This is a genomic window from Planctomycetia bacterium (assembly GCA_016795155.1).
Lineage (GTDB): Bacteria > Planctomycetota > Planctomycetia > Gemmatales > HRBIN36 > JAEUIE01.
Map to the genome: position 1 here is coordinate 70444 of JAEUIE010000027.1, position 19945 is coordinate 90388.

A 19945-nucleotide genomic window follows, 5' to 3' on the forward strand; every position below is an offset into this window, starting at 1 on the left:
CTAACCGTGCCAATTCACCGCACAGTTACTTTTACGGACTTACTTCGCTCGAAGATTCCGGTGCAATATGCAGCAGAACAAGCGCTCAAAGTGGTATCGTCGCGGGTGGGTCATCCTGACTGGGGTGGTAATCGTCGTTGGCTTGCTCATGCTGGCTTTCCGATTTGTACACGAATGGCGCGTGGATCGCGAACTGGCGCAACTACTGTCCGAACTCGATCAAAAAGACCCGAACTGGAAATTTGAAAAATGGAACGAGCGACAGCCTGTATTGAACGACAATGAAAACCTGGCCTTCCTTGCCCTTAACATGAAATCCAAAGTCGCTCCGGAACCCATTGATTTTTCTGAAATCTTCTTCCATTTCGAAGAACAACCAGCCAGGCAACTCAATGCCGACCAGATCAGCATGCTGCAATCCATGCTGATTGGTTGCAAGGAACTGCCTGCAGAGATGCAAACTCTGTTACAGGCGAAAACTGGAACATTTCCTTTCCCCGATCATCGCCAGCCCAATTTCAAGGTTCTGTTTCAGAATTACGGCAGACAGCAGGATATCCGCACCGCTGCCTATATCCTCCAGCGACAGTCGATGCTCTGGTCCCAGGAGAAGAAACATGCCGAGGCTGTTGATGCTTGCCGAGCCATACTGCATCTGGCACGAGCTTTGGAACATGAACCGGGGCTGGTGAATAATCTTGTGGCCATGGCTATGCATTCCTATGCAGTCAGCGCACTGGAACGCACACTTGCCATGACGGATCAACCACTTCCGACCAAAGCCCTGGAACAACTGCAGCAACGGCTGCTGGAAGAATCACAGGAGCCGTTATTCCGAAGGGCCATCGTCGGTGAGCGGGCCATTATTGATCGTTATCTGCGTGAAGTTGCCGAAGGACGATACAGCCATCAAGAACTCGTTCGCATGTTTACGCCCCCCTGGAATAGAAACAACAACTGGTTTTCCTGGCAGTACATCGTCGACAAATGGCGGGAATGGACCAGAACCTCTCCACTGGGTTATCTTCCTGAAGAGCGTCTGAACCTCCTTCGCCATTGCGAAAAAGTGCTTGCTATTGTTGATGGAGCTTCCCCTAACTCACTTGAGGAAATCATGGCCTTGGATACAGAGGTCAAACAGAACCCCGGCGCGGTTAGTTCGCTGATGGGAGGTGCTGTTTCCAAAGTCTTCGGTGCCGACATCAAACGTCAAACCCTTTTGAAAATGGGAGCTGCACTACTCGCCGCTGAACGCTATCGGCTCGCCACTGGAAAAGTTCCCACCGGCTGGAATGACCTGGTTCCGTCTTTCTTCCCTGCCATTCCCATTGATCCCTACGATCAAAAGCCCGTCCGCTGGAAGAACACCGACCAGGGTTTCATGCTTTACTCGGTCTGGATGGACCAGAAAGATGATGGCGGCCGCATCCGTCACGATGGCCTCATGATGACGTCAGCGAGTGACTTTGGTGTGGAGTTCTTCGCACCCGCCCACCGCCGGCAGCCGCCAACACCTGCCAAAGTGGTTGCAGACCTGACTGCACCGGCTAACGACAAGGAAAAATTCTTTGCTGCTGCTCGCGCTGGCGATGTCGAAGCTGTCAAAACACTGCTCGATGCCGGCCTGGATGTAAACACCAAAACAGAATACGGGGCCACCGCTCTCTGCTTTGCAGCGGAACGGGGACATCTCGAACTGATGAAGCTGCTGCTTGATCGCCAGATCGATCTGAAAGCCAAGGATACCTTCTACTCCGCTGATGCCATCACCTGGGCAGCCATGAAAGATCAGCACGAAGCCGTTGCCTTGCTGCTCAAATCGGGAGCCACCGGAGAAACCTCATTGCTCTCCCAGGCCATCTTCGGCAACAAGCCGAAAATGGTCGCTGCCATCCTCTCTACAGGCCGCATCAAGCAGGAATCACTCGACAGCTCTCTGGCCTCGCTCGATCCGAAGAAAACCGAAATCGCCAAGCTGTTAGCCGATGCAGGCGCCAAGGCCAAGCCCAAAGAACCTAAAGCAGAAGAGAAGAAAACCGCAGCAACTCCGCCTTCCAAAACCGATGACACACCCAAGCCGCTGGAAACTGTTGTCGAACCAACAGGCAGGGCAAATGAACCCCGCAACTGGCCAGGCTTCCGTGGCGAAAGCAATGCCGGCGTGGTCGATGGTCAGTTTCCGCCCACGTCCTGGAATTCCAAAACCGGCAAGCACCTGGCTTGGAAAACTCCCATCCCCGGCCTCGGGCTTTCCTGCCCGGTGGTGTGGGGGAACCAGCTTTTTGTGACCACTGCTATCAACCTCGACAGTCCCAAGCCCTCACTTCGCATCGGTCAATATGGCGACGTCGATTCGGTCGCTGAATCTTCACCTCACGTCTGGAAGGTTTATTGCCTCGATGCCACTACAGGCAATGTGCTCTGGGAACAAACTTCCTGCACCGGAGTGCCCAAAACGAAAAGGCACATGAAGTCGAGCCATGCGAACGCCACGCCCGCTACCGATGGCAGGCACGTTGTCGTCAACTTCGGCTCCGAAGGATTGTACTGCTACTCCATGGATGGCCGGTTGCTCTGGAAAAACCAACTGGGCAAACTCGGCTCAGGCTGGTTCTTCAATCCCGATTACGAGTGGGGCTTCGGCAGTTCGCCCATCATCTTTGGCGACAATGTCATCGTGCAGTGCGACATCGGCAAGAATTCCTTCATCGCTGCCTACTCGTTGCAGGATGGCTCCACCATGTGGCAAACGCCACGGGATGAAATTCCCTCCTGGTGCAGTCCCACAGTTGTGTATCCGGAGAAAGGCAAACCGGAACTCGTCACCGTCGCAACGAAATTTGCCCGAGGCTACGATCCCTACTCAGGTGAAGAACTCTGGAAGCTTGGCAAATTCTCCGAGATCGCTGTACCTACGCCGTTTTATGCCAAAGGCTTGATCTACCTCACCACAGGCTATCGGCCCATCCAGCCAATCTTTGCCGTCAAACCCGGCGCCCGCGGAGATATTACTCTTGAGAAAGGCAAGGAAATAAACGACTGGATCGCGTGGAGCAAAACCCGAGGCGGGCCCTATCTCCCCACTCCGCTCGTCTATGGCGATCATCTCTATGTTTGCAGCAACAATGGCGTGTTGAGCTGCTATGAAGCATCCACGGGAAAAGTCATCTATCAGAAACGGCTCGGCGGCGCCAATGGCTACACCGCTTCGCTGGTTGCTGCTGATGGACGCATTTACTGCACTGATGAAGAAGGTCTGGTGCGCGTGGTGAAAGCAGGCCCGGAGTTTCAACTGCTTGCACTTAACCCGCTCGATGAAGAATGTCTGTGCCACCCCGCCATCAGCAACGGCACCATCTTCTTTCGCACCCGCAGCCAGGTTCAGGCGTTCCGCTTACCGCCTATTTCCAAATAGCAGTTTGTTGTCATCTCGCTTCGTTGAAATGACATGACAACGAGCTTCTTTATAGCCACGATGTGACATGGATGTCAGCCAGTAGTACAGCAATCAATGAGAGCCAACAATCGATTAGTCGAATATCTAGGTAAAATAGATAATCTGCGGACTCACTAATCATGATCCGAGTTTCAGTGTGATCGCTTCCATCCCACCCTTCGGTAAAACCCTTAAAGTTCAGCATCTGTACCAGACGATTCAACCAGTGCTGTACACCGTAAGTCGTTGTGTATGCCCAGGGGGGGCGTCATCTCGACTCAGGCGGAGGAGGGGGATCCATGATTAGCACACGGGCACTGGGCGGGACCATACTGGGCGTCGCCTTGGCCTTCGGCTTAACGGGGTGTTTAGGCGTCATCCCGCAACCTGCCTGGATTACTGAACGCATGAACGAAAAGTATGACAAGCGTTTGAAAGAACGCGCTACCGTCATGCCGCCGATCCTGCCTGGCCAGCCTATTCCAGTCTGTGAAGATCCACCTTCTGAAGAAGAAATCGTGCGAGCACTGCCTCGCGTGAAACGTGGCATTCCATTTGTGATCGAAGAGTTCCGTGATGACTTCGAATTCGATGTTCAAAAAGTCGTCGATTCGATCGATCCCTGCACTTACTTTCCACTGGTGGGGCCTGCCCAGCTGCATCACTGCCACTATGTAGTGACCGTTCGCTGGAAGGAACGCATCAAGTCCGATCAGCCTTTCCCCTTCTGGGTTGAAAATGATCGCACGGAAGTGCTGCAAATGGATAAGGATCACCTGCACCTGTGTGTAGGCAACGATCCACGCTACCAGCAGTCGATGTTCAACTGGACGAGCGGTAACTATCGCTAAACCTCGGCAGGGACGCTGAGGAACACCCCGATGCCGCCACGGATGGCACCGCATCGGGGGCTAGCAAAGCCAGACGTGTGGCCGCCACCCTCCTCGGGACAGCAAGGTCACCCGACTGGCTTTTCTCTTTGCAGCGAGGGAAGTGATGATGCATTCCAGAATAATCTTGTCAGGGTTCTCGCTGTGCTGTTTCGGATTAGCTGCTTCGTTCCTCGTTGCCGATACGCCGGTACGCCCGTCGCGTGTCTCGTTCCCATCGAAAAAGTCTGTTGATGCGGAACCAGCCAAGCCTGCTGATGTCAAACCAGCCGCGGTCAAAACGGTAGAACCAAAAGTCGAACCGGTTGTCAGGCAGGCTGCTCAAGTCGTTGAAGAAATCAAACTCAGTGATCACGATTACCATGTCAAAGCTGCCAGCGTTGAAGTAGCCTGGTTGCAGGATGCCATGACCTATGGCTTGCGTTTGCGGGCCAACGCCAGGCCGGAAGAGAAAATGATCGTCCTCAGTGGCTTCATTCCCACCGACCGTCTGCGGGAAAAAGCACTGACGCTGGCCCGGCAAACCGCAGGGAACATTCCCGTTGCTGACCAGATGGTGCTGCAGCCTCACATGGTGCTCTCGCATGAAGCAGCGACTGATCCGGAACAGGTGTTTCTGATCCAGGTGGAACTGGAAAAGGTGATGCCTGGCATCTCCAAAACACTGCAGGTGAGTCTGAACTCGCAGGGCGTTGCCCTGGTGAGTGGCAGAGTGGATGAGTTTGAAGACCGTCGCAAGATCATTCGCGCCTTGCAGGCGATACCAGGCTGTACTGCAGTCAAATATGATCTGAAGGTGTTTGCTACGCAGGTTCTGCTCCCTGCTGTTGCAGTATCTGTACCTGACCAGGCTCCAACAGTAACGCTATCTCCCGTGACATCCAGCACCGAGAAGAAGGCGCCTGCCAAGCTGGAGAAGCAGCTTTTGCCAGTCCCACCAGTAGTGCAGCCTGATAAACTGCAGAAGCCACCAGTGCCTGCCATTCCGGTGGTGAAAGCAGAGCCACCTCGCAATGAAACGGCACCCTTGGCAGTTGCTGTCATCCAGGCTGGTGTCTGTACGGTGAAGAAGCCACCGGAGGTATCGCTGAGCGGACTGATACCACCCGGCATGATGGGGTGGACCAGTACTGTATCGGAACCAGTTGTATTGCTGGGTGCACCGGTGATTGTGCAGACGGGTTACTCCATCAACCTGGATGTCATGCAGTCAACAACGCCGGTTGGTAAGAAAACCATCACCAGACCAATAGAAGTGGGATTGCCAGCAACGACGATCGTGCCCGTTTCTGTAGAGACAAGCAGGCAGGTACCTGACCAGATTCACGTGATGCCTCGTCTGGCGGATAAGTAATTCGACAGTTGTGGCAGGGTTATGCATGTACCCATGCATGACCCTGCAAGAAAGCAAAGTTGCTACAGATCCAGCAGGGTCATTCGGAGTACCGAATAACCCTGCCACGGCTTATCAAAAGCTATAATCTGAACCGTCTGTTGTGACATACTCCTGTCACCGTTCCCCCTTACTCCCGACCCCTCTCCCTCCAAGGGAGAAGACAAAGCAGCCCCGTGATGCATAAATCATTACTTTCCACTGACGGGTTCGATGGCAACTGTCATAGTAACCTGTTCTGCGACTTTGCCTTGCGGGTTATGTCTCGGTATGGTGGTGGTCATGTTGCCCCAGACTGATTCGATTTGCGTACTCTCCAATGGATATCGCAGCACCAGTTCCAGTTTTCCCTGGTAGCTGATCTTCGTCTTGTTATCGAGCGTGAAGCTGACCTGCCCGGACACCGTGGCATAGCGATGAGTAGATGTAGCACCGGCTTGTTGAAATTGAAGAGTCCCCGACACTGCCTCCACGCCGCCATGCCCGTCCATCACTGCAGGTGGATACATTTGATCGAGCCAGCGTTTCAGTTGTTGTGCTTCGATCTTGCGTGAATCCTTACTCCATACCAGAGCAGACAACTCCTCTGGTGCATATGCGATGGCTTCCACGGTAGGCACTTTGAAATGCTGCAGGCGGTTGGAACCGAGTGTCAGGTAGATTCTGATTCCTGGCCCCTTGGGAACAGGCAGGGCCGAGGTAGCCGGGCGACTCGTACTCTCGTTTGGCAGGTTCAACAGCTTGCTGGCATGCCGCATTTCTCTGGCGAAGTAGTCGGGCATGCGTTGCTTGATTTCATGGATCGGAGCGGGATGCCGATCCGTCATGCCATCGAAGGAATGGATCAATTGGCCGTCTTCGGAGAGGATGAACACGAGGATGTTGCTGGAAGGCTGGTTTCTCTTGTGAGCGCGGACCAGCTTTTGAATTTCTTCGGGAGCGTCTTCAGGTTCGCGGCCACTCCAACTGGAGACGATAAAGGGTGCCAGCGTTTGCTGAACCTGCGTGTTGCCGAGGCAACTGCCTCGGAAATGATCGGCACTGGCTCAGGTGTGGCCGGTGAAGAAATTGCAGCCTGCGGTGATGTTGGTGATCCAGAACAATGCAATGGGCCGGTGTTCCTGCCTGGCCCGCTCCCGGGCTTGTTCGAAACTCTCAGCCCAGTCGAGCTGGAAGAATTTCAACTGGCTTGACGTGGGGATGGCAGCGAGAGATCGTTGATGAATTTTGCGAGCCTGGGCATCCTGTGCAAACAGATTCGAAGCCAGGCAGCAAAACAGAAGGAAAGTAATGGCACGCATGAACCACCAATTATAGACAATGTGTCTAAAGCATAGCTTGCGAGAGTTTGGTTGCAACGGGAATTCCAGAATAATCTCAGTTGTTGAATCGTATCAGACTCCCTGCTTGCAGTTCCCTCATCAATCAACGATAATCTGAAACGGATTGTTTCACCTTGAGAATGGTATGTTTGCAGAGACTGCATCGTTTACCTGGACTGACAGTTGGCGATTACTGGTCATACCACTGCTGGTTCTGGTGAACGGAGTTTTTGTGGCTGGCGAGTTTGCCCTCATTGCCATTCGGCGTACCGAAGTGGAGCAGCTGTTGAAATCGGGAACCCGGCGGGCCAAATCACTTTCTCGCCAGGTCGAATCGCTCGATGATGCCATTGCCGCCTGCCAGTTGGGCATTACGGTAGCCAGCCTGATGCTCGGCTGGCTCGGGGAACGGGCGCTGGCGCAACTGTTTCATCCCCTGTTCTCGTTTCTCACCGGTGGCTGGCAGCAGGCGGCGGCACATACCGTGGCCAGCATCCTCGCCATCATCATTATCACCGTGCTGCATGTGGTACTGGGAGAACAGGCACCAAAGCTGATCGCCTTGCAAAGACCAACGTCCGTGTCGCTCTGGATTGCCCTGCCTCTGGAATATTTCACGAAGGTCACCAAACCACTGGTGGTGGCTATGAATGTGATGTCCAATGGGGTGGCCAAGCTGGTGGGTTTGCCGCCAGTGGGCAGCGAACATCGGCTGCATTCGGTGGAAGAACTGGGCATGCTGGTGGAAGAGGTGGAAGAAGCCGGGCTGCTTTCGCCGGAGCAGGCTGAGTATGTGCACAACGTGTTTCGCTTCTCAGCCAAGAAGGTTGGCGAGTGCATGTTGCCTCGCGAGAAGATGGTCTGTCTGGAGTTGCAAACGCCTCTCGACAAGGTGCTGGAACAAGTACGGGAGACGGCACATACTCGTATTCCTGTTTTCGATGGTACGCTGGATAACATTGTTGGCATTGTGAACACCAAAGATCTGCTCCATCTGGTTTCATTGCAGGGCATGGCCATTCTCGATGATGCAATTTACCCTGCCAGCTTCCTCAAGCCTGAACAGAGCATTGCCGATGCGATGCGGATGTTCAAGAAAACGCATCGACACATGGCTATCGTTCGCAACACGAACAACGAAGTGGTCGGTCTGATCACACTGGAAGATATTCTCGAAGAGATCATTGGCGACATTGAAGATGAACATGATCGGCCACAACTGAAGCTGCCACCCCGGCGAAGCAATACGGCTCGGATACTGAGCAAGCAGCAGGGGTTGCCTCTGGTCAAGCCTCCTCCATTGCCGCCACGAAAGGATTTGCCATGAGGGCCGTCGATGTCATTCGCCATAAGCGGGATGGCGGCACACTCTCTGCCGAGGAGATCGCTTTCTTCATTGATGGCGTGACCAGCCATTCGTGGGAGATGTATCAGATATCTGCCATGCTGATGGCAATCGTCTGGCGCGGGTTGAACGATGGGGAAACGGCGGAACTGACTGCTCGCATGGTGAAATCGGGTGTAGTACTCGATTGGTCTGATATTCCCGGCAAAATGGTGGATAAACATTCAGCCGGTGGCGTTGGCGACAAGACTTCGCTGGTGCTGGTGCCGCTGGCGGCTGCGTGTGGCTGCAAGATTCCCAAGATGTCCGGGCGAGGACTGGCTCACACGGGCGGCACGCTCGATAAGCTCGAAGCGATTCCGGGTTATCGCATCAACATCTCGCCTGAAGAATTCAAAGCCATCGTTCGCGAGGTAGGCTGTGCCATCGTGGGGCAAACTGCCAACTTGGCGCCGGCAGACAAGAAGCTTTACAGCATTCGCGATGTGACGGCTACCGTCGAGAGTATCCCGCTGATTGCGGGCTCCATCATGAGCAAGAAGCTGGCGGAAGGCATCCAGGGTGTAGTACTCGATGTGAAAGCAGGCCGTGGCGCTTTCATGAAGACCCGCGACGACGCCAGGCAACTGGCTCAGACAATGGTGAACATTGGCCAGCGAAATGGCGTGCGAACTGTTGCCCTTCTTACGGATATGAATCAACCTTTGGGTTATGCCATCGGCAACAGCCTGGAGGTGATGGAAGCGGTGCAGACACTGCAGGGCCAAGGGCCACGCGACCTGGAACAGCTTTCCGTCAGGCTTGCAGCCTGGCTAGTCGTGTTATCTGATCTGGCATCATCGCTGCCCAAGGCGGAAGAAATGGTTCAAACAGTCTTGGCCAATGGCAAAGGGTTTCAAAAGTTTTGTGAGATGTGCGCCAGGCTGGGGGGCGATGTGAAGGTGCTGGAAGACATTAGCCTGTTCCCACAGGCATCGGGCAGGTATCGGGTGCTCGCGAAACAGAACGGGTTTGTGCAATCGGTGCATGCGGAACACCTGGGGCGATCAGCGATGCTGTTGGGCGCAGGCCGAGCGCGAGTGGAGGATTCCATCGATCATGCGGTAGGAGCGGTGATGTTACGCAAGCCAGGTGATGCGATACAAGTGGGCGAAGCATTAGTGGAGTTGCATTACAACCACGAAGCTAGGTTGCATGAAGCGATCCCACTCGCGGAACAGGCGTTTGAGATGGGGGACAAGCCTCCGAAGTTGGAGCAGTTGATCTTGGAGACGGTGGGGTAAAGATATGGTAACTGTTGCGGGTCTCATGACCTCAGGAGGTCATTTCACAGCGAGCTATTCACAACACAACCTTCCGTGGAACCGAATGTCACGAATCTTCAGTGTAGGAAGGCTGTTTCTTATCGTCATGAGATTTGAGTTGGAAGGATGCAACAAACTCACCGAACATGCATGCGATCCATACATAAAAGCCTGGGTAGAATTGAGAGAGGTGGACAGTGTCGGGAGGAGTTACGCCGAACAGAAAAACCGAACATGCCAATATGGTTGCCAGTAGTCCACATCGAAAGGACCATTTTCTGTTGCCTTGAAAGAGATGATACAACCCCAATAACCACACTGGATTGGCCCACCACGCAATCGTCAGCATTGCATATGGAAGCGAAAACAGCATCTCGTATCCATAGTACACAGAGCCTTTTGCTCCAGAGATACCCAATCCAGGCATATAGAAGGCTGGAAGTGCGAGAGAAACGAGATACGCCAGTAAAAGTACTTGAGCGATGCGGCGATTCATTTTTAACTGCACATGAAAGAACTAACCCTTAGAGCATCTAAGACCAAGAACCCGTTTACCTCAAGCCATTCTCCCAGGTCGAGGGGAGAAAGCAAAGATCAATTTGTTAGCTACGCTAAGTCACATCCTCAATCCTTCAACCCATCAAACAATGCTGTCGAGAGATACCTTTCACCCAAGCTTGGCAGAATAGTGACAATACGTTTACCATGATATTCTGGCCGGGCGGCGACCTGGGCGGCGCCCCAGACGTTGGCGCCGCTGCTGATGCCTGCCATGATGCCTTCTTCGATCATCAGTCGGCGTGACCATTCCATCGCTGCTTCGTTGGTGACCTGCAGGGTTTCATCGACGAGGCTCAGGTCGAGGTTTTTGGGTACGAAGTTAGCGCCGATGCCTTGAATCTTGTGCGAACCGGGTTTCAAGGGTTCACCGTTGCGGGTTTGGGTGATGACTGGGGAGAGCACTGGTTCGACCACGATGCATTTGAAGTTGGGATTGAACTTGCGGATGTAACGACCAACGCCAGTGATCGTTCCGCCGGTACCTACGCCACAGACGATGGCATCGATGTTCTTGGCGGTGTCTTCCCAGATTTCGGGTCCGGTAGTGCGTTCGTGGATGGCAGGGTTGGCCGGGTTATCAAACTGTTGGGGCATCCAGGCGTGCTTTCCGCCGTTATCGACAAGTTCCTGTGCTTTGTTGAGAGCGCCGCGCATGCCTTCCGCGGCGGGGGTGAGCACGAGGTTCGCGCCCATGGCACGCAGCAGAGCCCGGCGTTCCAGCGACATCGATTCAGGCATCGTCAGCGTCAGCCTGTAACCCTTGGCTGCACAGACAAAAGCCAGGGCAATGCCGGTGTTGCCACTGGTCGGTTCAATGATATGGGTGTCTTTGGTGAGGATGCCTCGGCGTTCAGCATCTTCAATCATGGCGACGCCGATGCGATCCTTGACGCTGCTGAGCGGATTGAAGAACTCGCACTTGGCAAAGACCGTGGCATGCTCGGCAGGGATCACCCGACGCAGGCGAACCATGGGGGTGTTGGCTATCGTGTGGGTAATGCTGTCAAACGTTTTGCCGAGAGGCATGGCGAATTCCCTTTATTGTAATGCAAGAGAGGCAGCAGCATTTTAGCAAGATGAATGGTTGGGTGGAAGGAAAACTGTTGAAAGGGCTGACAATAAAAACACCCTTACCGCCGGCCCCTCTCCTACCAGCGGAGAGTGGAGAAATGTTATCGCGGCTCAAAAACCTTCCGCTGCTGCTTTTCCACTTGCCTGAGGCGGTTTTCCTGCTGCACGACGTTGACCACCCAGTCGATGAACTGCGATTCGGAGACAATGGATTTTCTTCTGACGACAGACCGGCCGAGGTTGCGGTCGGGGTCGGCGTGGCGGTCGCGGGCTTCGAGGTAGTATTCGAGCGTGTCGCCCAGTTTCAGTTGCGGGATGGAACGTGTCTGGAAATCAAAGCGTCCGCCACCCTGCACCCTTCCGAGTTCTCGTTCAGGGTCAGCAGGCTGCACCGTGTGAAAAGCGATCTGGTCCTTGGGCTGACTTGATGTAATTGCACCGGTCTTGAAATCAAAGGTGCCTTGCTGGCCGGCTTTTGCTTCGGTCAAAGGCAACTGTTCCCAGGGGCCTTCGTTGATGCGGTAGCGGAACACGACGGAATCGATAGCCAGGTCGTCACGCACCAGGTAGCTGATGCGGATGGAGCGACCCAAGGGTACGGGCATGCCATCGAGATCGAGTTCTTCCGCGCCTTCGCTCGGCTGGGAAAAGCGTTCGGGCAACAGGGTGATAACGGGCACTTCATCAGGATGAAAGGAAATGGATCGGCGCGGTATCGGCCGGTTGGTTAAGCCATGCTGGTCACTCACCACAATGCGATAAGCAGCAGCCTGCGAGGGAAGCGCGACTTGTGCCGATGCCGATAAGCCATCCGAGGCAATGGACAGCGGGATGCGGGCAAGAGGCAATAGCGGGCCGGCTGCACTGGGTGTCCAGCCGAGAGATTGTTCAGCATGAAGTAGAAACGGCACAGCAACCGGGCCGACGGGCAAAGCTAACTGTGCCCCCAGTTCAGGAAGTAATGGCGCCAGCAGTTCAGCATATGCCTCGGCAATGGGAGTTGGTGTACTGACCTGGATGCGGGCCACGCTGCCTGGCACCGGTTTCAAATCGCCTTTAGGTTGAGGCAGTTCGTATGGTGAACCATCAGGCCGCAACCCCACATATCGGGGTAACAGTAGCGATGCTTCCCACGAAGTGAGCACAGGCCGGGGGACGAAGTTGATTTCACCCGATTCATGCGAACGGCCATCGTAGAGCCAGGCATCGTGCGTGAACGAAGTGGAAGAAGCAGGAAGCGACGTGGTGAACAACGCACCTTCGTTGGTGACCGTGTGGAACCGAAGAGGGTAAGTTTCTTTAGCCTGGCCTTCAGGTCGAATCTCGACGGCGCCTGTCATCTCCTGAGACCAGTTGCCTGTGACGAGGTACGTCAGCGTGGCTGGTTCGCCACTGGGCTGCAGCGTGGGAGTGATGTTGAGCAGATGCACGCTGCGTGGGATGGGCTGCGCGGAACCCATGAACCGTTGCCAGAGTATCGCAGTGGTATCAGGCCACTTGAGCCAGAGGACCAGTGGAATCAGCAATGCGGGAAGCTGCAGCGTCCAACTCCATCGCCAGCGCCGTTGGTCAAGCAGCTCCGTGAAATCAGCATGCTCAGCCATCGTCTCGGCATTTTGCGTTACCTTGGCGATCAGTTCTTTTGACATGCCTGATTGGTTAGCGCCGGGAGCATTCAGTTGCACTGCGGTAACCAGGTTGTGGCCATAACAAGCATCCTGCGATTCGACCCACAGGGCCAGTTCGTTGCCGGAAAGCCCCTGGTTCCACGGTTTGATCAGCCATTGCCAGGTGAGCCAGCCCATGGTGCCTGCAACGGTGAAACGCATACCCCAGCGTAGCCAGCCGGGAGTATCCCGCCAAAGATCAATGAGCCAATCGATGCCGGTAAAGATCAGGAACAGCGACACGGTGATGGCAACAATGCGGGCAATTCCCCAGACCAGGCGCAAACGCCTTTCGTGCTGTGCCAGGCTACCGAGTTTTTGCAGCAGTATTTCAGGCATGCGTGGCATTAACTCAGATTGGAGAGTTTGCGGATAATCCATTCACCAGTCAGCAGACAGCCGATCAGCACCAGCGCCAGGGGGTTCCATAGGACAAAGTCGCGACGATATTGATACATGCCCAGCAAGGGTTTAATACGTTCAGGCAATAGATGCAAATCTTCCTCGCGGGAGAAGGTGCCTCCACTGCCTTCGCTCAACGATTTCAAGAGGGCAGCATTCATTGGAATAGGCAATCGCTCATCATGCGGAGCGAAGTCGACATGGAAAGGCATCTGGCTCGGTTCGGGTGATTCCATGGCAAGCATGAAGCGGCCCGGTTTTTCGTTATTGAGCAGAGCGCGATAGTCGCCTGGCTGGCCGGGGATGGCTTCCAGATTCAGGTTGGAAACGGGTTCGCCACTCGGCTTGCCAGTACGGTCGAGCGGGATGATACGTGCCGACAGGCGTGCATCTTGAACAGGTTGATATTCCTGATTGTAGACCCGAGCATAGAGGAAGCCGGGTTTGCCTACATACTGTTCCAGGCGGTCGAAGGAGAACTGCACGCGGCGAGCACCACCCAGCAGCCGAGGCAACCCGAGTTGATAGACCACCTGGCCCCAGAAGCGAGCGAAGAGTTTTTCCCCGCCATTGGCTCGCCATCGCCAGGTTTCATCGGAGCCGATGTAAAGCACTTGCCCCCGGCCATAGCGTTGCAGCGCCATCACAGGCCTGCCCCGTTCGCCCATGTTCTTGTCGGGATGTTCCAGCAATGTCACGGTGCCGGGCCTGACTTTCAGCACGTTGGCTATCTGATAAAAGCCGGGAAGTTCCTGCCAAAGCTTATGGTTGGCATCCTGCTCATCAGCCAAAGCCATCATCTCATGACGCTGACCTGCGGAGGTAAGCAAAGGCAGAACGGATTCGGTCTTGCGGGAAAAATCAATGGGCTCAAGCTCTTGCGGCACTTCGACCGGCAACACGTCTTCCAGCGCAGTTTTCATGTATTTGCCTGGTGAGTGGCGGTGGCCTGCAATCATGACCAGCCCGGCGCCTTCGCGCACCAGGTCGCGCAGCCAGGTCAGCTTTTCGATTCCCCAGACTTCAGGGTTCACATCGCCCAGAATGACCAGATCGTACTGGAACAGATCAGCTCGTGAAGCGGGAAGCTGCGCTTCGAACGGAGTTTTCTGCATGCCTGCCGGGTCGTTGCCGGTGAAGTGAAAATGTGCTTCGACCCGTCGATCGCGCAGCAGCGTGGACATGAGAAACTTGGTTTCAAAGCGGGGTGACTGATCAATCAGCAACACTTTGACCTGTCGATCAATGACCCGCACCCGCTGGTTCCATTCGATGGTGGAAAGCGGCGAATCTTCGAGTGCCGGGCCAGTGACCTGCACACGCAGATCAACCGGGCCATCGGTCGTCAGGTTCTTTGGCACCACGAGCGGAATGGTTTCCTGCAGTTGCTCGCCGTTGCGGCCTGCCAAATCTTTCCGGGCAACGATGATGTCATTCAGTGAAATCGTCATGGTCATCGGCAACGCTTTCAGCCCCTGCGCACGCCAGGTGATATGCGCCTGCACGGTGTCTTCGAGAAACATGGCTTCAGGCACCGTGACCGATTTGATCTGCAGGTGCGACCAGTCGGTCGAGCCGATGCCTACGGTGTGAATGGGTATGCTGAACTCTTTCGCCCGCTTGACCGATTGTTCAGGCGCGATAGCACTCCCCTGTTCCAGGCCATCGGTCATCACCACGATGGCAGCAGGCAGATCAGCTTCGATCTCAGCAGAGAGCAACTGATACAGTGCATCGCCCAGCGTCGATGCGGTTTCGGTGGCAGTGAAACCTTCGATGGAAACCTGTCCTCCTGCCTGCACGTTGATCTGCGAGCCGTTGAGCGACTGGCCGAAGAGCATGATCCGCACCGGGCTGTGCTTTTCCATCTTCTTGACAAGTTGCAATTGCGGATGAGCCAGAAGCAGACGAACCAGATCGGCCCGGGAAAGCTGATCGGGTGTGCCTTGCGGTACCTGGCTCATGGAACTGGAAGGATTAATGCTGGTATCAGGCGGGACAAGTTGAGCAGCTAGGGCCAGCCGTAATTTGTCAGCAGCCTGCGAGCGGGGATCAATCAGTGCCATGCTCAGACTATTATCGAGCAGAAGGACAACAGGCCGTGGCTGTTGTGACTGCAACGTTGCTTCGAGAGTAGGCCTGCAGATGAGGAGCAGGATGAGAGAGAAGACGCCCAGGCGAAGTAGAACGAGTAGAGTGCGTTGCCAGCGGGCGAGTTTTTCCTGCCGATAGAACCAGAAGGACAGGCCAGCCATGAGCAAAATGGCGGGAACCCAGACCCACCAGGGTGGAATGGCTCGCAGGCTCCACGCATACTCCAGCAGGCGCGTACCAGCAGCGCCCGGTTCATTGATCAGCCATGACGCCAGTCCATCCAAGCGAAGGCCCCTTGCAATATCAACTCATACTACTGTCATAGCATCGCGGGAGCATGAAGCCATGAGGTTTGCGTGCTCTTCAGAAACTTCTCACGTACCTCCTCTTGACAGGGCGGGTGACCAGGTGCCAGTTGAGAAACCGGTAGGTGTGGCAGGGTCATGCATGTAATCATGCATGACCCTGCAGAACTACTGAGTTTTACATATCCAGCAGGGTCATCCGGAGTACCGAATAACCCTGCCACAACTTTGCATGAAGAGTGTAGTGATTGACACTGATATGTCGCTGATTCAACCCCCACCCGGCCTCCCCTTGGCAAGGGGAGGAGAAATACAGGGTAGGCAAACGGTGCCAGTCTGGAAGTTGAGTTTTGCAAAGTGAGCTGCCTGTTAATTGCGTTGACATGGGTATGACACCTATTCAACTAAGACTGCGAACAACTGCTGCAATCGCTACAGCAATCGTCCCTCGACCGGGAAAAGATTAAACTCGCTGCCATCAGTGTCAAGAATCGCAAAGTATGAAAGAGAGTCCACCGATGCTTAACTATGTCAGTCTATCGTCAATGTGACATGTAAGTGTCACTACGCACCAGTTGACGAGAGCACCGCGAGCCGACATCCGAGTGGAGGGAGTGAAATGCCAGGGGCCAAGTGGGGTTGGGTTGCCTTCATCGGGGCAATCAGCGTGCTTTTTGCCGCCAGCCAGCAGGACCAGTCTTCCAGTATCAAAGTGACGCAACTATTAAGGCAGGAACTGAAATCCACCATGACGGAGCGGGATCAGTTGCAAGGCACTCTGAGCCAATCACAGGAACAGGTATCCCTGCTGACCGAATGGTCGCAGCAGCAGGAATTGCAGCTATCGTTCAATCAGCGCGATCTGAAACGGGCTCAACAGGAAATAGAAAAGCTGCGTAAGGAAGTTTCCAGCATCAGCCAGGATCGCAATCAGCTTCAGCAGTCGCTGGCAGCCTTGCACCTGGAACGAAGCCAGACCCGCCGGAGCATTGATCAGCTCAAGCAGGGGCTGCATCAACTGCTACAGCAGACGGAAGGTGTTGCAGCCTCGCTGTCAGGCCCGCCTGCAGGTTATGCACAAATTCTATTTGAAGAAGAACAGCCCAGGCCTTTATCTCTGCAGGCACAGGCAATGCCCATCAAGCCCGTGCAGTCCTGGGTTCAGTATGCCGATGAGCCGTTGAATGAAAAGCAGTAGAATACTGTGCTACTGCTTTCGGTATTCCGCAAGCAGTGCTGGTTGTGCAATGTATCGCATGACCCAGTACTGCTTAACGAGTAGGTGAGGCAGTGCTACGACTCTAGCGCTGGCGATAATCCGTGTCGATGATCAGTCGGTCGACAGCTACATCTTCCCAGGAGTAAAGTTTAAAGCGCTGACCGTCTGGCCTTTTAGTGCCGTCCTGAATCACGAGCAAACCCTTGGGAAACAGAGGACCAAGAGGACGGTTGGTGACCTCCAGCCCATCGGTTTCCGATACCTTGCCGAGTTTGCCTGCTGCAGGATCAATGGTGCCGATAAAGGAATTGTTGGGGCCACGATCGTAGATTTTGAAGGTATTGTTCCCCTGGCTCGATAAGATCACGTATCCTTTACCTCCGGCCGCATAATAGATCGTGACACCTTCACAATCGGCAGTAAGCCCGTGCTCACCGACTTTGGCAATAAGTCGACCTTCGTTCCCGCCATCTTCCTCTGCTGAGAAACGCCAGAGACCAACGTCTTCTTCAGAGACATAGAGGGCACCTGTTTCCTGGTCGGCCACACACCCTTCGGCCTGCGATGATACCTGGAAGGTGCGAACCCTGTTCCCACGCACCTTGCCATCGCCGGTATCCTCGAGCACATATTGTTCATACTTTCCGTTTTTGTGATTTACGAAGAAGTAATGCTTGCCGGTCTTGCGGCTGAAATAGGTACAGGAGCCATAGCCAACATCACCATCAAATACCTTGATTCCCTCGGGTCCGGTGATTTCCTCCAGGGTCCGGGCAGTCGGGTTGATCTTCCAGACTCGAACACAGGGATTCGTCTTGTCGCGACAGACGCTGATAGCCAGATCGGTAGGTTTCTGGCGCAGAGGGAACCCATAAATGATATCGACGTTGTTTGGATGTGTGGTGGGACTTGCCACCCCAAGCTGGCGTCCATCCAGTTGGAAGAGATGCATCCCGCCCTTCTTATTGGTGCCAAGAATAAGGCTTAATGCCGGGTCGCTGGGATGTATCCAGATAGCGGGATCATCAAAGCTGTCTTCTGTAGTACCCGACGACACCGTTTCGAATTTTGGTTCTGGCCGGAGCAGTACACCCTGGCGATCGGCAGCTGGGTTTGAGTCTTGTGGAAAGAGTAAACCTGCAGAGCAAGTCGCAACTGCCATCAGAAATATGAACATTCGAAGCATAAGAGTGAGCCATCCTGGTAAAAGACATCGGCCCGCACAAACGCGGGCCGGAAAGAAATTACAGCATTATCCACTTTTGATGAGTCTGGCAGGTATCATTAATCACGTCCGTCAGTCTTGATGATTACGTCAGGTCATCGCCAGAGATGTACGGGTATTCTTCACCCGGTGACTAGTCATCCAGGAAATTTACTTCACCGCCGCGAGCTGTGCACAGAGCAGCAAACGCCCGGGCAGAAATCGTTTCCTTGATAAAGCGAATCGAGCCATCGCCCATACATACATTGACACCACCTGGGTGGAAGCTGTAGGGTTCGCTATCATTGTTGCAGTTGATAATGGCGTTGGCCGTCGTGCGTGGTGCACTTCCGCCATTCACGTTGCCAGTGTTACTGTTGCATCCATCCACACTCATAACACCACCATCGGGACTGGCCCAGCCGAGCTGGTCTGTGAGCGCAGGTGCCTGATCAACTCGAGGTGAATTTCCTACCCTGCGCCAGTTATTAGGTCTGCCAGCATCTTCAACGAACAGGATGGTGTTCGACAATCCATCAAAAACCGACATGATTGGTGTGTTGATAGTTTGCTTCATCGGGCCACCCAGAGAAGCTTCGCTATCAGCAGTGATTCCAGGTGGATCAATGATTGGGCTGCCTGCACTATCCGCAATGGTCAAGCCATTTGCACGGTAAAAGCGATATCGCACCTGGCGAATGGCTGCATAGTCGCCAGGACCAAAAAAATCGCTTGGAATCGATGCCGAGCCTGGCCCGGGGCTGAAGGTCGTGGTGAAGGCGGTATTCGCTGCTCTTTCGGAAGGGGAAGTGGGGCAGATGAAGACCTTGAATTTAGCCTTCGCAACATCCAGGTTGGACAGTCCGCCTAGATTGGGGGTGGCGTCGCTCCACCGTTTGTTCGGGTCGTACTGCTTGGCAACGTTATCCTGCTCGATGTACGGCAACACCAGGTGTGTCCAACAGCGGTGCTTGTCGTCAATCTTTGGACCTGCTGGAGCAAAACCTCTGGCTGGAGGCAGCTGGCTGCTGTAGTCACCTGCGTAATTGTGCATCGCGATGCCAAATTGTCGCATGTTACTTTGGCAAATCATCTTGTTGGCTGCCTCACGTACTTTTTGAATGGCGGGCAGCAACATGGCCATCAAAAGGGAAATGATCGCAATCACTACCAGCAATTCAATCAGGGAGAACCCTGCTCGACGTCTTGATGGGAAACAAGTGTTCATCCTAAGCCTCCAGCAGATTCGTCAAAAAGAAAAGGAGTTGTTTGGCAGTTGCCAAACACGGAGTTGATGCTAGTCAAGCAAACTCAGCCATACTCAGTGTGCCGATCCATAGCAGCAATTGGACCACTCAGCTTCGATCGCTGCCGGTCAAAAACTATTGATGCTTAACGGCAACGAGATTCTAGGACTACTGCTGTCATGCAACCGAGAAGTGTCAGTAAAGGTTTTGTGTAGAGTTGATGTAGACTGCAGGCAGTGAGGATACCGCGGTTTGCGTCTAGGCACGCTAGCTTTTTGTTGGGCAGAAGTTGAGAAAAGGTGGGTGTACTGCTGCTGAGCGACGGTGCCTCCGAAACACGATATTCGATAACCGTTGGGTGTGTCACAGCGTAGAGTTGCGAGGCACGTGTGCTCTCGCAACATATTAGACAGACGCACCAACGTCGCGGGATCTGTTGCAGCAGACCTAAGGAGTTGCAGCATCACTCTCCGGCCGGCCTGCGG

General features: G+C 54.3%; 14 protein-coding genes. 6 read left to right on the forward strand and 8 right to left on the reverse strand.

The window, feature by feature from the left end; all coding sequences use genetic code 11:
- The first annotated feature begins 67 nt into the window (after positions 1–67).
- The 3 genes from JNJ77_10825 (at position 68) to JNJ77_10835 (ending at position 5680) form a co-directional block, all read left to right on the forward strand.
- A complete protein-coding gene (locus JNJ77_10825; GenBank protein MBL8823071.1) occupies positions 68–3415 on the forward strand; it encodes a PQQ-binding-like beta-propeller repeat protein in 3348 nt (1115 codons plus the stop codon).
- Positions 3416–3735: 320 nt separating this feature from the next.
- On the forward strand, positions 3736–4287 hold the full coding sequence (locus tag JNJ77_10830; protein ID MBL8823072.1) for a hypothetical protein: 552 nt from the start codon (positions 3736–3738) through the stop codon (positions 4285–4287).
- A 166-nt stretch (positions 4288–4453) separates the two neighbouring features.
- Positions 4454–5680 (forward strand): BON domain-containing protein, encoded by a 1227-nt coding sequence (locus JNJ77_10835; GenBank protein ID MBL8823073.1) that lies wholly within the window; start codon positions 4454–4456, stop codon positions 5678–5680.
- A gap of 230 nt (positions 5681–5910) precedes the next feature.
- Here JNJ77_10835 and JNJ77_10840 read toward each other — a convergent pair whose 3' ends face one another.
- Together JNJ77_10840 and JNJ77_10845 are read right to left on the reverse strand one after the other, a co-directional pair.
- Entirely contained in the window at positions 5911–6594 is a 684-nt protein-coding gene (locus tag JNJ77_10840) for a hypothetical protein (protein ID MBL8823074.1), read from the reverse strand.
- 171 nt (positions 6595–6765) lie between these two features.
- On the reverse strand, positions 6766–7020 hold the full coding sequence (locus JNJ77_10845; GenBank protein MBL8823075.1) for a hypothetical protein: 255 nt from the start codon (positions 7018–7020) through the stop codon (positions 6766–6768).
- A 166-nt stretch (positions 7021–7186) separates the two neighbouring features.
- On the opposite strand from JNJ77_10845, the gene JNJ77_10850 reads away from it, so the two are divergent.
- On the forward strand, positions 7187–8368 hold the full coding sequence (locus JNJ77_10850) for an HlyC/CorC family transporter (protein ID MBL8823076.1): 1182 nt from the start codon (positions 7187–7189) through the stop codon (positions 8366–8368).
- Positions 8365–9669: a thymidine phosphorylase gene (locus tag JNJ77_10855; GenBank protein MBL8823077.1), complete on the forward strand. Its 1305-nt coding sequence runs from the start codon at positions 8365–8367 to the stop codon at positions 9667–9669. The genes JNJ77_10850 and JNJ77_10855 overlap by 4 nt, the downstream gene beginning before the upstream one ends.
- Positions 9670–9757: 88 nt before the next feature.
- Here the strand turns inward: JNJ77_10855 and JNJ77_10860 are convergent, their stop codons facing one another.
- The 4 genes from JNJ77_10860 to JNJ77_10875 form a co-directional block, all read right to left on the reverse strand.
- Positions 9758–10186 (reverse strand): hypothetical protein, encoded by a 429-nt coding sequence (locus JNJ77_10860; GenBank protein MBL8823078.1) that lies wholly within the window; start codon positions 10184–10186, stop codon positions 9758–9760.
- Positions 10187–10314: 128 nt separating this feature from the next.
- Complete coding sequence (gene cysK, locus JNJ77_10865; protein MBL8823079.1) at positions 10315–11277, reverse strand: cysteine synthase A; 963 nt, start codon at positions 11275–11277, stop codon at positions 10315–10317.
- A 146-nt stretch (positions 11278–11423) separates the two neighbouring features.
- Positions 11424–13370, reverse strand: coding sequence for a hypothetical protein (locus JNJ77_10870; GenBank protein ID MBL8823080.1), 1947 nt, complete (start codon positions 13368–13370; stop codon positions 11424–11426).
- Positions 13337–15769: a VWA domain-containing protein gene (locus JNJ77_10875; GenBank protein MBL8823081.1), complete on the reverse strand. Its 2433-nt coding sequence runs from the start codon at positions 15767–15769 to the stop codon at positions 13337–13339. Before JNJ77_10875 ends, JNJ77_10870 begins: the two co-directional genes overlap by 34 nt.
- 640 nt (positions 15770–16409) lie before the next feature.
- Between JNJ77_10875 and JNJ77_10880 the strand changes: the two genes are divergently transcribed.
- Positions 16410–16988, forward strand: a complete 579-nt coding sequence (locus JNJ77_10880; protein ID MBL8823082.1) for a hypothetical protein — start codon at positions 16410–16412, stop codon at positions 16986–16988.
- Between the two features lie 103 nt (positions 16989–17091).
- On the opposite strand, the gene JNJ77_10885 is transcribed toward JNJ77_10880, so the two are convergent.
- Together JNJ77_10885 and JNJ77_10890 are read right to left on the reverse strand one after the other, a co-directional pair.
- On the reverse strand, positions 17092–18195 hold the full coding sequence (locus JNJ77_10885; GenBank protein ID MBL8823083.1) for a phytase: 1104 nt from the start codon (positions 18193–18195) through the stop codon (positions 17092–17094).
- 172 nt (positions 18196–18367) lie between these two features.
- The gene (locus JNJ77_10890) at positions 18368–19441 is read right to left on the reverse strand and encodes a DUF1559 domain-containing protein (GenBank protein ID MBL8823084.1); all 1074 of its coding nucleotides are present in this window, start codon (positions 19439–19441) and stop codon (positions 18368–18370) included.
- Positions 19442–19945: the final 504 nt, after the last annotated feature.